13 protein-coding genes are annotated in these 12,845 nt (G+C 72.4%); 6 read left to right on the top strand and 7 right to left on the bottom strand.

Annotation, left to right across the window (positions count from 1 at the left end; genetic code table 11):
* Nucleotides 1-20: 20 nt before the first annotated feature.
* From ACFV2X_RS28025 to ACFV2X_RS28005, 5 genes are read left to right on the top strand one after another with little or no spacing between them, the layout of a single operon-like run.
* On the top strand, nucleotides 21-224 hold the full coding sequence (locus ACFV2X_RS28025) for a hypothetical protein (protein WP_385621458.1): 204 nt from the start codon (nucleotides 21-23) through the stop codon (nucleotides 222-224).
* Nucleotides 221-778, top strand: coding sequence for a V-type ATP synthase subunit E family protein (locus ACFV2X_RS28020; protein WP_385621456.1), 558 nt, complete (start codon nucleotides 221-223; stop codon nucleotides 776-778). The genes ACFV2X_RS28025 and ACFV2X_RS28020 overlap by 4 nt, the downstream gene beginning before the upstream one ends.
* Entirely contained in the window at nucleotides 775-2,538 is a 1,764-nt protein-coding gene (locus ACFV2X_RS28015; RefSeq protein WP_385621453.1) for a V-type ATP synthase subunit A, read from the top strand. Before ACFV2X_RS28020 ends, ACFV2X_RS28015 begins: the two co-directional genes overlap by 4 nt.
* Nucleotides 2,535-3,950: a V-type ATP synthase subunit B gene (locus ACFV2X_RS28010; protein ID WP_385621451.1), complete on the top strand. Its 1,416-nt coding sequence runs from the start codon at nucleotides 2,535-2,537 to the stop codon at nucleotides 3,948-3,950. The genes ACFV2X_RS28015 and ACFV2X_RS28010 overlap by 4 nt, the downstream gene beginning before the upstream one ends.
* The gene (locus tag ACFV2X_RS28005) at nucleotides 3,947-4,591 is read left to right on the top strand and encodes a V-type ATP synthase subunit D (RefSeq protein WP_385621448.1); all 645 of its coding nucleotides are present in this window, start codon (nucleotides 3,947-3,949) and stop codon (nucleotides 4,589-4,591) included. Before ACFV2X_RS28010 ends, ACFV2X_RS28005 begins: the two co-directional genes overlap by 4 nt.
* Nucleotides 4,592-4,643: 52 nt before the next feature.
* On the opposite strand, the gene ACFV2X_RS28000 is transcribed toward ACFV2X_RS28005, so the two are convergent.
* From ACFV2X_RS28000 to ACFV2X_RS27970, 7 genes are all read right to left on the bottom strand, one after another.
* Nucleotides 4,644-4,889 (bottom strand): acyl carrier protein, encoded by a 246-nt coding sequence (locus tag ACFV2X_RS28000; protein ID WP_385621445.1) that lies wholly within the window; start codon nucleotides 4,887-4,889, stop codon nucleotides 4,644-4,646.
* Nucleotides 4,886-6,265, bottom strand: a complete 1,380-nt coding sequence (locus ACFV2X_RS27995; RefSeq protein WP_385621443.1) for a 2-oxo acid dehydrogenase subunit E2 — start codon at nucleotides 6,263-6,265, stop codon at nucleotides 4,886-4,888. The genes ACFV2X_RS28000 and ACFV2X_RS27995 overlap by 4 nt, the downstream gene beginning before the upstream one ends.
* A gap of 2 nt (nucleotides 6,266-6,267) precedes the next feature.
* On the bottom strand, nucleotides 6,268-7,263 hold the full coding sequence (locus ACFV2X_RS27990; RefSeq protein WP_385621441.1) for an alpha-ketoacid dehydrogenase subunit beta: 996 nt from the start codon (nucleotides 7,261-7,263) through the stop codon (nucleotides 6,268-6,270).
* 4 nt (nucleotides 7,264-7,267) lie between these two features.
* Nucleotides 7,268-8,338 (bottom strand): pyruvate dehydrogenase (acetyl-transferring) E1 component subunit alpha, encoded by a 1,071-nt coding sequence (gene pdhA, locus ACFV2X_RS27985; RefSeq protein ID WP_385621439.1) that lies wholly within the window; start codon nucleotides 8,336-8,338, stop codon nucleotides 7,268-7,270.
* The gene (acsA, locus tag ACFV2X_RS27980) at nucleotides 8,335-10,125 is read right to left on the bottom strand and encodes an acetate--CoA ligase (RefSeq protein ID WP_385621437.1); all 1,791 of its coding nucleotides are present in this window, start codon (nucleotides 10,123-10,125) and stop codon (nucleotides 8,335-8,337) included. Before acsA ends, pdhA begins: the two co-directional genes overlap by 4 nt.
* A gap of 38 nt (nucleotides 10,126-10,163) precedes the next feature.
* Entirely contained in the window at nucleotides 10,164-11,039 is an 876-nt protein-coding gene (locus ACFV2X_RS27975) for a universal stress protein (RefSeq protein WP_385621434.1), read from the bottom strand.
* A gap of 75 nt (nucleotides 11,040-11,114) precedes the next feature.
* Nucleotides 11,115-11,774: a CBS domain-containing protein gene (locus ACFV2X_RS27970; protein WP_385621431.1), complete on the bottom strand. Its 660-nt coding sequence runs from the start codon at nucleotides 11,772-11,774 to the stop codon at nucleotides 11,115-11,117.
* A gap of 256 nt (nucleotides 11,775-12,030) precedes the next feature.
* Between ACFV2X_RS27970 and ACFV2X_RS27965 the strand changes: the two genes are divergently transcribed.
* The coding region (locus ACFV2X_RS27965; protein WP_385621428.1) for a DUF1918 domain-containing protein at nucleotides 12,031-12,845 on the top strand (815 nt) is incomplete at its 3' end.

Here is a 12,845-nt window from a genome sequence, read left to right as displayed (position 1 = left end):
CCATGGGGCGAGTGGCGGCCGTGGGGGAACGTACGCGGGTGGCCGGGCTGGCTCTGGCCGGAGTGACCGCCATGGCCGCCGAGGAGCCGCACACGGTCCGCGAGGCGTGGCGGAGCCTGCCACCGGACGTCACGCTGGTGATCCTGACGCCTGCGGCAGCCGACGCGCTCGGCTCCGCACCCCTGGAGAGTGTCCGCCCGCTCACCGTGGTGATGCCGTCATGACACCGCCGCTCCCCCGACGCCCACTCCCCCGACAGCCGCTCCCCGACGAAGCGGTGGCCGCCCTCGCGCCGGTGCGCGCCGAGTTGCTTCACACGGCCCGCGCCGAGGCCCGGGAGCTGCTGGACCGTGCGGACCAGGAGGCCGAAGCGCTGATCGCCGAGGCGCGGGCCACGGCACGTTCCCTCCTGGAGGAGGCCCAGCGAGCCGGCGAGCGGGACGGTGCGGCAGCCGCCCGCGACATACGGGCCCGCGCCCGCAGGACGGCGCGCGCCCGTGAACTGGCCGCACGCGGACAGGCCTGCGAGGAGCTGCGGTCCCGGGCCGTCGTGCGCGTCCGGGAAACGTGGGACACGACGGCCCGCCGAGACCTCCTGGACGGGCTGCGACAACGCGCCCAACAGCTCCTGGGCCCGGACGCCGAGGTCACCGAGGCCCCTGACGGAGGTCTGGTGGCCCAGTTGGCGGGCCGGCGTGCCGACTACACCCTGGACGCACTCACCGCCCGCGCGGTGGACCGGCTCGGAGCGGAAGTGGAGACGCTGTGGTCGGCATGAACGCAACCGCCGGGGTGCCGGGGGATGTGCGACATGAATCGGGTCGCCCGTGCCGGATTCTGCGGGTCGCCGGACCGCTGGTCGAGCTGGAGTACGTCGGCGGTACGGCCATGTACGACCTCGTCTCCCTCGGCGAGGCCCGCCTGCCTGGCGAGGTGGTGGCCATCAGTGGCGATGTGGTGACCGCGCAGTCCTACGAGTACACCGGCGGCCTGGCCCCCGGTGACACGGCCCGGCCCCAGGGCGCGCCCCTGTCCGCGCCGCTCGGCCCCGGCCTGCTCGGCGGCGTGTTCGACGGTCTGCTGCGGCCGCTGTCCGGCAGCGGGGACTGGCTGCATCCGGGGAGCGTCGCCCAAGCGCCCGCAGAGCGCGCCTGGCACTTCGTACCGCGAGTGAGCGAGGGGGAACGGCTTGCGGAGGGCGGGGTGGTCGGGGAGATCCGGGACGGCGGACCGGTCCGGCTGCGGGTTCTCGTGCCACCGGGTTCCGGTGGCGTGGTGGAGCGCGTCGCCGGTGAGGGGGAGTACCAGGAGGATGCGGTGGTGGCCGTCGTGGGCGGGGCCGAGGTGCGGATCGGCGCCACATGGCCGGTCCGCCGTCCGCGTCCGGTACGCGAACGCGGTGGCGAGCGCGAGGCGCTGAACACCGGGCAGCGCGTGATCGACCTGCTGTTCCCCGTCGCCCGCGGCAGCACCGTGGCCGTCCCCGGCGGATTCGGCACGGGCAAGACCATGCTGCTGCAGCAGATCGCCAAGTGGTGCGACGCGGATGTGATCGTCTACGTCGGCTGCGGGGAGCGTGGCAACGAGATGGCGGACGTCATCGCCGAGCTCGCCGCGCTGGAGGACCCGCGCACCGGCGGGCGGCTCGCCGACCGGACGGTGACCGTCGCCAACACCTCGAACATGCCGATGATGGCTCGTGAGGCCAGCATCTACACGGGCGCGACGGTCGCCGAGTACTTCCGGGACATGGGGCTCGATGTCGTCGTCATCGCCGATTCCACCTCGCGGTGGGCCGAGGCGCTGCGCGAGTTCGCCTCCCGCACCGGCGCGCTGCCCGCCGAGGAGGGCTATCCGGCGGGGCTCGCGTCGGCCATCGCGGCGTTCTATGAGCGTGCGGGAGCCGTGGTGACGCTGGGTGGCGAGCGGGGCTCGGTCACGGTGATCGGGGCGGTCTCCCCGCCCGGTGGCGATCTGACCGAGCCGGTCACGGCGCACACCGAGCGGTTCGTGCGCTGCCTGTGGTCGCTGGACCGCGACCTGGCCTACGCCCGCCACTACCCGGCAGTGTCCTGGGCGGGGTCGTTCTCGCGGGACATGGCCGCGCTCGCGGCGCGGCGGGCAGCGGCGGGCGACCCAGCTTGGGCCGACCGGCGCGCCCGGCTCGCCGCGGTGCTCGCGGAGGCCGACCGGCTGGCCGACCTCGTCGACCTGATCGGCATCACGGCCCTGCCCGACCGGGAGCGCATCGGCGTCCTGGCCGGACGGCTGGTGCGCGAAGGGGTGCTGCGGCAGAGCGCACTGTCCGCAGGCGACGCGTACTGCGGGCCGGACAAGGCCGCGGCGCTGGCCGACGCGGTGCTCGCGACCGTCGACCGCTGCCGTGAGCTCGTCGACTCGGGGGTCCCGGCGGCCACCGTGGAGGCGGTGGACTTCGGCCCGGTGCTCCGGGCCGCCGAGGAGGTGGGACCGCATGACGTGGAAGGGGTGAGGGGGCGGGGTCAGGACATGCTGGCCCGGCTCGGGGAGCTCGGGTGACCTCCTGGAGCGAGGTCGAGTACACGGCCGTGCGCGAGCTGCGCGGCCCGCTCGCCGTCGTGGCAGGGGTCTCGGGGGTGGGCTGGGACGAGTTCGTACGCATCACCCTGGACTCGGGCGAGCGACGCTACGGCCTGGTGCTGGAGGTGGACCGCGAACTCGCCGTGGTCCAGGTGCTGGAGGACACCTCCGGGATGGACCCGGCGAACCTGAGGGTGTCCTTCGCCGGCGAACCGCTGCACATCCCGGTCGGGACGGGCTGGCTGGGCCGTACGTGCAACGGCCGTGGCGAGCCCGTGGACGGCGGCCCACCCGTGTTCGGCCGGGCCCACGCGCCCGTGGGCGGCACCCCGATCAACCCGGTGCGACGGGAACCGCCGTCGGATCCGGTCCTCACCGGCGTCGGTGTCATCGACGCGCTCACCACACTGGTACGCGGGCAGAAGCTGCCGGTGTTCTCCATAGCCGGGCTGCCCCATCTGGAGCTGGCCCTTCAGATCGCGGCACAGTCCACCGTCGGGGGCGCGGCGTTCAGCGTGGTGTTCGCCGGGATGGGCCTGACCCACCCGGACGCCTCCTTCGTACGGGACGCCCTGGCGGAGCGCGCGGCGGCGGGAGAGCTCGTCCTGCTGCTCAACACCGCCGACGACCCCGTCATCGAGCGGATCCTGACCCCGCGTATCGCGCTGACCGTGGCCGAACACCTCGCCTTCACCCACGGACACCATGTGCTGGTGGTGATGACCGACATGACCGCCTACGCCGAGGCGCTGCGCGAGGTCTCCGCGGCCCGCGGCGAGGTCCCGGCCCGCCGCGCCTACCCGGGCTATCTCTACAGCGACCTGGCCTCCCTCTACGAACGCTGCGGGCGGATCCACGGCCGGAGCGGCTCGGTCACGATCCTGCCCGTCCTCACCATGCCCGCGGGCGACATCACCCATCCGGTGCCCGATCTCACCGGTTACATCACCGAGGGCCAGATCGTGCTCTCCCGGCAGCCGCACGCCCTGGGTGTGTATCCGCCGGTGGACGCCCTGTCCTCGCTGTCCCGCCTCATGCGCAAGGGCGCCGGCCCCGGACGCACCCGGCCCGACCACCTCGATATCGCGGCCCAGACGCTGGCCGCGCTCTCCCGGGCACGCCAGGTCCGGGAACTCTCGGACCTCGTGGGGCAGGAGGCGCTGAGCCCGACCGACCGCCGCTATCTCGACTTCGACGAGGCGTTCTTGCACCACTTCATGGACCAGCCACGCGACGGGACGCGCCCGTTGGACCGGACGCTGGACGCCGCGTGGCAGGTGCTGCTCACCCTTCCCCGAAGCGAGCTGGCCCTGCTACCCACCGCGCTGCTCGACGCGCACGGCGCGCGGGACACACCGGCCGACGACGAACGCGAAAGGGCAGGAGAATGACCTCCGCCCCCGGGGTTCCGCCCTCTCGCGCCGCCCGTCTGCGCCTGCGGCACAGCCTGGACGTCGCCCTGCGCGGAGCGGACCTGCTGGAGCGGAAGCTGCGCATCCTGCGGACGCTCCACAAGGACCTGCTGCGGGCCGAGGAGACCCGTGCGCGCGAGTGGCACGACTCGGTGCGGGAGGCGGAGACCTGGCTTCTGCGGGGGCTCGTCCTGGGCGGCGAACACGCTCTGGAGACGGCGGCCGAGGGTGTCGGCGACGCGGAGGTCGCCTGGGGTGAGGGGTCGACGATGGGGGTGCGCCACCCGTCGCTCGCCTCCTGCCACGTCCCGGACCGCTCCCCCGATGCGGCCACTCCTCGCAACACCGCCTTGATCCACGCGGAAGCCGCCTACCGGGAGGCGCTGCGGGCGGGCGCGGAGTACGCCGCGGCGCGGACGGCCGCCCGGCTTGTCGGGGCGGAGGTGGCGCACACCCGTCGGCGGGTTCGCGCCCTGCGCCGCCATTGGATCCCCCGGCTGGAGGAGTCGCTTGCCCGGGTCGTGCTCGCCCTGGAACAGGCCGAGCACGAGGACGCCGTACGACGTCGGTGGGCTGCCGGCGTGGCGGCCGACGGCCCGGAAACCGACCGACGGCGCTGAGCCGCGTTCCCGCATGGGCCACCGGAACACGACACGGGATCACGACACCGGATCACGCGCCACCGGAGGAGAGAAAGCCGACGCAGCCGGACAGCGTGGTGAGCCGTGGTGTGTCCTCGTCGTCGATACGGACACCTGTGCGCTCGCCGAGCGTTTCGATGAATCTCAGGAAGTCGAGCGAGTCGAGTTCAAGCGCCTCGCGGAACGGCTCCTCCGGGCTCAGGGCGGTGAGGTCGGCATCGGGCACGATCCGGGCGAGGGATTCCTTGACGACGTCCGCTGCTTCGGTGCGGTTCACAGGTCCTCCGGGCGCTGCAAGAGGCGGTCGACCGCCGTCAGATAGCGGGCCCCGATGGCGCCGTCGGTCGCCCGGTGGTCGGCGGACAGGGTCGCGGTGACCGTGGGCCGCACGCCGAGCAGACCGTCGACGGCACACGGGCGGTCGACGATCCGTCCGAACCCGGCCAGGGCCACTTGGGGCGGGTAGATCACACCGAGCACGCTCTCCACTCCCTGATCGCCGAGGTTGGTGACCGTGATGGTGGGGTCGGAGATCTCCGATCCGCGCAGTCGGCCCGCGCGGGCGCGGGTGACCAGGTCCTTCAGCGCGGCCATCAGCTCGGTGAGGCCGAGCGTGTCGGCGTCGTGCAGGGCGGGGGCGACGAGTCCGCCGCCGCGCAGGGCCACGGCGACGCCCAGATGCACTGCGCCGCCCGGGGTGAAGTGGTCCTCGGTCCAGAAACCGTTGAGCTCGGGGACCTCACGGGCCGCCAGGGCCGCGGCCTTCAGCAGCAGGGCCGCGGGGAGCAACCGCTCGCTCACCGGGCTGCGCCGGTTGTGCTCACGGAGCCAGTCCATCGCGGCCGCCATATCGACGGTCGTGGACAGGTAGTAGTGCGGAATGTCCCGTTTGGAGCGGGACATGAGACCACCGATGGTCCGGCGCATGGCCGCCGTCCGCTCACGGGCCGCGCGTTCGGCCTTGTGTGCCGGCGCCGTACGAGGGCTCACCGGGGTGACGGCAGGGCCAGGGGCGGCCTTGCGCACGTCGTCGGCGCGGACAACGCCGTTCTTACCGGTTCCCGTCACGGCGGTGAGGTCCACGCGCAGTTCCCCGGCCAGCCGTCGGGCGAGCGGAGTGACCCTCGCTCGCCGCGGCCGGGTGTCGGCGGCGCGCTCGACGTCGGCGCGAGTGATACGGCCCTCGGGACCGGAGCCGTGGAGAGCGGTCAAGTCGACGCCGTGCTCCCGCGCCAGACGCCGGACCAGCGGAACGGTCTCGGGGCGGGGGTGCTCGTCCGGCGGGTGGGCGACAAGGGACCCCGGGAGCCCGGCGGGGACCTGCTGGGGACGGGCCGGCGGCGGGCTCGGCGGAGGCGGCGGGCTCGGCGGCTTGCGCCGCGGCGGACCCTTCTTCCCGGCCTTCTCCGGTGCGCCGGCCACCGGCTCGATCAGTGCGAGCGGGGTGCCCACGGGCACCGTGGTCCCCGGCTCGACGAGCAGCCGCCCCATCGTCCCGGTCTCGAAGCACTCGACTTCGATCGTGGACTTGGCGGTTTCGACGACGGCGACGGGATCGCCTCGGTGCACCGGCTGGCCGGGGTGCACCAGCCACTCCTGGAGCTTCCCCTCGTCCATGTCGGCACCCAGCGACGGCATGGTGAACTCGGCCACGGTCAGTCCACCGCCCGGTGCGCCGCCGCGACGACATCCGCGGTCTGCGGCAACGCGGCTTCTTCCAGCCGCCGGGCGTATGGCATGGGGACCTCGGCGCTGCACACCCGCTCGACGGGCGCGTCCAGCTCGTAGAAGGACCGTTCGGCGATGCGCGCGGACACCTCGGCGGCCAGGCTCCCGGTGCGCCAGCCTTCGTCGACGACGACCGCGCGATGGGTCCGCGCCACTGAAGCCGTGATGGTGTCGTCGTCGAGTGGCCGTAGGGTGCGCAGGTCGACCACCTCGGCACTGATGTCCTCGGCGGCCAGCTCGTCGGCCGCCGTGAGCACTTTGGGCAGCGAACCACCGTAGGTGATCAGCGAGACGTCGGTGCCCGGCCTGCGGACCTCCGCGTGGTCCAGATCGATGGGCGCGGCGGCCGGGTCGAGCTCGCCCGCGGCGTTGTACAGGCTGCCGTGCTCGAAGATCAGCACCGGGTCGGGGTCGGCCAGCGCCGGGGCCAGCATGAAGCGGGCGTCCTCGATGGTCGCCGGCGCGACCACACGGATGCCGGGGATGTGGGCGTACCAGCCCTCGAGGCTGTGCGAGTGCTGGGCGGCGAGCTGCCGGCCCGCGCCCGTCGTCATCCGGATCACCACGGGAACGGGCAGCTGGCCACCCGACATGTGCAGCAAGGTGGCGGCGTTGTTGAGGATCTGGTCGAGGGCGAGCAGGCTGAAGTTCACGGTCATGATCTCGACGATCGGCCGCATCCCGGACAGGGCCGCACCGATGCCCGCGCCGACGAAGCCGGACTCCGACAGCGGCGTGTCGCGGATCCGCTCCGGTCCGAACTCCTCCAGCAGGCCGAGGCTGACGCCGAAGCAGCCGCCGTAACGGCCGACGTCCTCGCCCATCAGGAAGACGCGGTCATCGGAGCGCAAGGCCTCGCGGATGGCCTCGCGCAGCGCTTCCCGGTAGGTGGTCTTCCGTTCGTCGTCCCGGCTGGTGCCCATGGGATCAGCTCACCTCCGCCGAAGCACTCGTGACGTGGCGCAACAGACTCTCGACCGGCTCCTCCGGCGCCCGCTCGGCCGCTTCGACCGCCTGTTCCACCTCGTCGGCGACCTGGTGTTCGAGCTCGGCCAGATCCTTGTCGCCCAGCTCGCCCCGCTCACGCATCCGGGCAGTGAGCCGTTCGATCGGGTCCCGGCTCTTCCACCGCTCGATCTCCGCCTTGTCGCGATAACGGTCGGGGTCGTACATGGAGTGCGCCCGGAAGCGGTACGTGCGCAGTTCGAGGAAGTGTGGTCCGGCACCAGCCCGGATGCCCTCGGTGGCCCGGCGTGCGGCCGACTCGACGACCTCCGCGTCCATACCGTCCACGGCCCAGGCCACCATGCCGTACGAGGCGGCGCGCATGGCCAGGTCAGTCTGTGCCTCATGGCGTTCCAGGGCCGTGCCCATGGCGTACTGGTTGTTCTCGCAGGCGAGCAGCAGGGGCAGGTTCCACAGCGCGGCGAGATTCGCGGTCTCGTGGAACTCGCCCTCCGCGAAGGCCCCGTCGCCGAAGAAGCAGCAGGTGACACGGTGTGCATCGCGCATACGGTCGGCCAGTGCGAGCCCGGCGGCCAGCGGAAGTCCGCCGGCCACGATCGCGTTTCCGCCGTAGAAGCGGCGGCTCACGTCGAACAGGTGCATCGATCCACCGCGGCCTCCGCTGCACCCGGTCGTCCTGCCGTACATCTCGGCCATGACGGCTTCCGCCGGAATACCGCGCGCCAGTGCGTGGCCGTGTTCACGATAGGTGGAGACCACCGCGTCGTCCGGGGCCAGCGCCTCGCCCACGCCGACGGCGACGGCTTCCTCCCCGATGTAGAGGTGGACGAATCCCCGGATCTGCGCGGCGCTGTACAGCTCGACGCAGCGCTCCTCGAAGCGGCGGATGCGGAGCATGGCGCGCAGCAGATCGTGGCGGTGCCGGGCGTCCGGGGCACGTGAAGAGAGAGTGCCGGTCCTCTTGTCCGTACGGCTCGTGGGTTTCGCCGCCTTGGCGGGCTTGCGGGTACGGGGCTCGCGGGTCGGGCTCATGCGGATCCCTCCAAGGTGGACAGATCGCCGGTGGGCAGGCCGAGTTCGCGGGCCCGCAGCAACCGACGCATGACCTTGCCACTGCGGGTCCTGGGCAGGTTCTGGTCGAAGGCGATCTCGCGCGGCGCGACCGCGGGACCGAGCCGTCGGCGGGCGAAACCGAGCAGGTCACGCTCCAGCGCCGGGGTGGCCTCGACACCGGGGCGCAGCGATACGAACGCCTTGACGATGTTCCCGGCGACGGGGTCCGGCCGGCCGATCACCCCGGCCTCGGCGATCGCGGGGTGTTCCATGAGTGCGCTCTCCACCTCGAAGGGCCCGATCAGATGGCCCGCCGACTTGATGACGTCGTCGGCGCGGCCCACGAACCAGAACCAGCCGTCCGCGTCCCGGCTGACCAGGTCGCCGGTGAGGTACCAGCCGTCGGCGAACGTGGCCTCGTACCGCTCTTTGTCGTGCAGGTAGCCACGGAACATCGACGGCCAGCCAGGCCGCAGTGCCAACTCCCCCTCGGCCCCCGGGCGGTCCTCCACGGTCACCCGGCCGTCGGTGACCCGTGCCCGGCCGTCCTCCCCGCAGCTGAGCACCGCCGCCTCGACGCCCGGCAGTGGCCGTCCCATCGAGCCTGGGCGGATCTCGTAGGCCGCGAAGTTGGCGATCATGATGCAGCCGGTTTCGGTCTGCCACCAGTTGTCGTGGACGGGCAGTCCCAGCACCTCCTGGCCCCACACCACCGCCTCGGGGTTCAGCGGCTCACCGACCGAGGCGATGAACCGCAGCCGGGACAGGTCGTAGGAGGCCGGCAGGTCGTGGGAGCCTTGCCGGGGCGTGGCGCGCATCAGCATGCGCAGCGCCGTGGGCGCGGTGTACCAGACGCTCACCCGCTGCTCCGCGAGGATCCGGTACCAGCGACGGGCGTCGTATTCGCCCTCGTCGACGACGACGGTCACACCGTGCACCAGCGGGGCGATGACGCCGTACGACATGCCGGTCACCCACCCCGGGTCGGCGGTGCACCAGTACACGTCCTCGGGGTGCAGATCCAGCGCGTAGGCGGCCGTGGCGTGGTGGGCGACGACCGCCTCGTGGACGTGGACCGCGCCCTTGGGGGCGCCGGTGGTGCCGCTGGTGAAGTGCAGCAGCGCCATGTCCTCCGGAGACGTCGGCGGGATGGTGAAACGCTCCGGCGCGGTGGCCATCAGCCCCTCGAAGGACAGCGTGCCGGGCAGGTCCTCGGCACCGGGACCGACGATCAGCACATGCTCAAGACCGGCCAGGGACGCCCGGCGTTCGGCCACCTTGCGCCGGTAGAGCGCGGCCGTGGTCACCAGGACACGGCCGTCGCCGAGCCTCAGCCGCTGTTCCACCGGGTCCGGGCCGAAAGCGGAGAACAGCGGGCACAACACGCTCGTGTTCTTCAGCGTGCCCAGCACCGCCGTGTACAGCTCAGGACAGCGGCCCAGCAGTGTGAACACCCGGTCGCCGCGGCCGACTCCCAGCGAGCGCAGCACATGCGCGAATCGGGAGGTGCGGCCGGCCAGCTCGGCGTAGGTGAAGGAGTCGGCCGTGCCGTCCGGGGCCACACAGCGCAGCGCGACCTTGCCACCGCGGTCAGAGCCCGCGTGCCGGTCCACCGCCTCATGGGCGATGTTCAGCCCGCCGCCGGGCTGACCTTCCAGCGCGGCGCGCGCCCGCGACCAGGTGAACTCCGCCCGGGTACGGTCGTAGTCGGTGAGGTTCGGCCGGACGCGTGGGGCCACATCCTTGCGGATCGTCTCCCGGGCCATGGGGTCTCCTTCCGACGTGCGCCCGCCTCATCCGCGGGTTATTCGTGGGGGATCACGGCGACCGGGCACGTGGCGTGGTGCACGGCCGCCTGCACCACCGGGCCGAGCCGGGGCGCCAGGGCGGCCTGGTGCTTGCGGCGGCCGATCATCAGCAGCCCGCTGCCGGCGGCCGCCCGTACGACAGCCTGCGCCGGGCTCTCGAGCCGCACCTCGTCGATCACCGGCACGCCGGGAAACTTCTCCCGCCACGGCCGCAGCACCTCGTCCAGTTCCCGCCGCGCCTTCTCGGTGACGTCTGTGGCGATGCCGGCGTCCACACCCCACGGGACGTGCGCCTGGACGGACAGCCTCCTGCCGTGGACGGCGCGCAACGGCACACCGCGGGCGAAGGCGGTGACGCAGGCGAATTCCAGCAGGTTGTCCTGAGGGCCGTGCAGACTCAGCCCGACCACCACGTCCCGCCCGCGGACCTCGGATGTCCGTTCTTCGTCCGGCTCACCCGCGCGCACCAGGACCACCGGCCGCTCGGCCCGGCCGACGACGTACAGGCTGATGTCGCCGAAGAAGAAGCTCGCCAAGGGCTCCATGCCCCGCGATCCGAGCACCAGCATCCGGGACCGTCCCGCCGCGTCGAGCAGGGCGGTCTCGGCCTCCTGCGCGACCAGTTCCTCGGTAATGGGCAGATCGGGGTGGCGCCGGCTGAGCTCCGTGTGCGCGTCGTGCACGATCCGCTTGGCCCAGTAGTTCTGGTCATCCGCCGAGGGGCTGTCGGGGGTGGGCGGGGACAGCAGGATCCACGCGTGCAGCAGGCGCAGCGCGAGCTCGCGGCGCCCCGCCTCGTCGGCGGCCCAGCGGGCGGCGGCGAGGCTCTCCGGCGAGCCGTCGAGGCCCACGGTGACGACTTGTTCCTCCATGGCGTTCCTCCGTCTCGCGAGAAACCCTCGGTATCGTCCGCAGCGTGTCATGCAGCGGTGGCAGATCCCTCGGCGTCAGCTTCTGGTGTCATCGGTTCCGTACGCGATGTGCTCGGCGACCGAGACGACCCCGTCCACGCTCCGGCACAGCCGCTCGATGATCGGGACCAGGCTCCTGGCCTCCACCGAGCCACGCAGAGTGACCTCGCCCTCCCGTACGTCGACCGTCACCGCCGAGGGGGCCAGCCGCATCGTGCGGCGCAGCACGTCCCGTTCGATCTCCTCGCGGATCGCGTCGTCCTGGCGCAGGAAGACCCGCAGCAGATCGCCACGGCTGATGATGCCCAGCAGCTTGTCCGTCTCGTCGACCACGGGCAGCCGCTTGACGTCCTGGACCGCCATCAGACGGGCCGCCTCGGCCACGGACCACTCCGGACGCGCGCACACCGCGGGGGCCGACATCAGCTCCTCCGCCCTCGTGCCTTCCGTCTTCGCGCGCTCCCACGCCTCCAGGTGCGGAATCGGCACCCGGCCGGACGGATCGGCCTGGCCGGATGACTTGCGCAGCAGATCCGCCTCGGACACCACACCGATCGGGTGGCCCGAGCCGTCCACGACCGGCACGGCCGTGACATCGTTTTCCGCGAGGAGCTCCACGATCTCCTTGAACGGCATCTCGCGCGGCGCCCGGACCACGTTGCGGGTCATGAGCTCCCCGACCGTCCTGTGGTGCATGTCCCGACTCCCTTCGGACACTCGCTCTTCGGCCTGCCCGTGTCGCCACGCGGCGGAGCCGCCCATGGACACTGCCAGCCTCGCAGCCCGCGCCCACCGCCACATGAGCCGCATGGCCCCGCTCACCGGCCACTCGGTCCGACGCGAGGGCCATCGAGTACCCACGCGAGGACCTTCCGCCCATGCCATCGCCCGCCGACCGTGAAATGCTGGACAAAATCAGACAAAAGGAGACGGGTAGAGAGGCGGGAGGCCGATGCGTGCTCATATCGGCGACCACCTGATTGTCGAAAGCCCCACCACGGGTGCGACCAGGCGCGACGGCGAGATCGTCGGTGTCCACCACAACGACGGGACGCCTCCGTACGACGTGCGCTGGTCCGATTCCGGACGGGTCTCCCTCGTGTTCCCCGGACCGGACGCCCATGTTCACCACGCCGGCCACCCGGCCGACACGGCGCCAACGGCCCCCGCCCTCAGAACGACAGCGCGGGCGAGCGCACGGCCGCTCTCCGACGCGGAGGTGACGGCGCTGGTGCGGGATGCCTCGGCCGCCCCGTCGATGCACAACGCACAGCCCTGGCGGTTCCGGTACTTCCGCGGCAAGCGCCTGTTCCACGTCACCGCGGACCTGGCGAGAACCCTGCCGCACTCCGACGCGGACCTCCGCGCCCTCCACCTGGGCTGCGGCGCCGCCCTGATGAACCTGCGCGTCGCGGCCGCTCACACGGGCCGGTCACCGACGACCCGACTCCTGCCCGATCCCGATGACCCGACGCTGCTCGCCGCCGTGGCGCTGACCAGCCCCCTTGGCGACGAAGACGACCTGGGCGGCCTGTACCCGGCCATCCACGCCCGGCACACCAGCCGGTCCCCGTTCGCCGAGACCGAGATACCTCAGTCCGTGCGCACCACCCTCCGGGAGGCGGCCGGGACGGAGGGCGTCTCGCTGTCCTTCGCCTCCGGGTGGCATCTACAGACGGTGCTGGACCTGGCCCTGGAGGCCGAGGCGCGCAACCTCACCGACTCGGGCAGCGCCGAGGACCTCACCCACTGGGCCCGGCTCTCCGA

Source organism: Streptomyces sp. NPDC059679, assembly GCF_042734105.1.
Lineage (GTDB): Bacteria > Actinomycetota > Actinomycetes > Streptomycetales > Streptomycetaceae > Streptomyces.
Note: the sequence above shows the minus strand (reverse complement) of the source record. Positions and strands in the feature narration are given on the sequence as shown.

Coding starts and splice junctions, on each gene's coding strand:
- ACFV2X_RS28020 (WP_385621456.1), top strand. CDS start 221: ATGACACCGCCGCTCCCCCGACGCCCACTCCCCCGACAGCCGCTCCCC.
- ACFV2X_RS28015 (WP_385621453.1), top strand. CDS start 775: ATGAACGCAACCGCCGGGGTGCCGGGGGATGTGCGACATGAATCGGGT.
- ACFV2X_RS28005 (WP_385621448.1), top strand. CDS start 3,947: ATGACCTCCGCCCCCGGGGTTCCGCCCTCTCGCGCCGCCCGTCTGCGC.
- ACFV2X_RS27990 (WP_385621441.1), bottom strand. CDS start 7,263: ATGGGCACCAGCCGGGACGACGAACGGAAGACCACCTACCGGGAAGCG.
- pdhA (WP_385621439.1), bottom strand. CDS start 8,338: ATGAGCCCGACCCGCGAGCCCCGTACCCGCAAGCCCGCCAAGGCGGCG.
- acsA (WP_385621437.1), bottom strand. CDS start 10,125: ATGGCCCGGGAGACGATCCGCAAGGATGTGGCCCCACGCGTCCGGCCG.
- ACFV2X_RS27975 (WP_385621434.1), bottom strand. CDS start 11,039: ATGGAGGAACAAGTCGTCACCGTGGGCCTCGACGGCTCGCCGGAGAGC.
- ACFV2X_RS27970 (WP_385621431.1), bottom strand. CDS start 11,774: ATGCACCACAGGACGGTCGGGGAGCTCATGACCCGCAACGTGGTCCGG.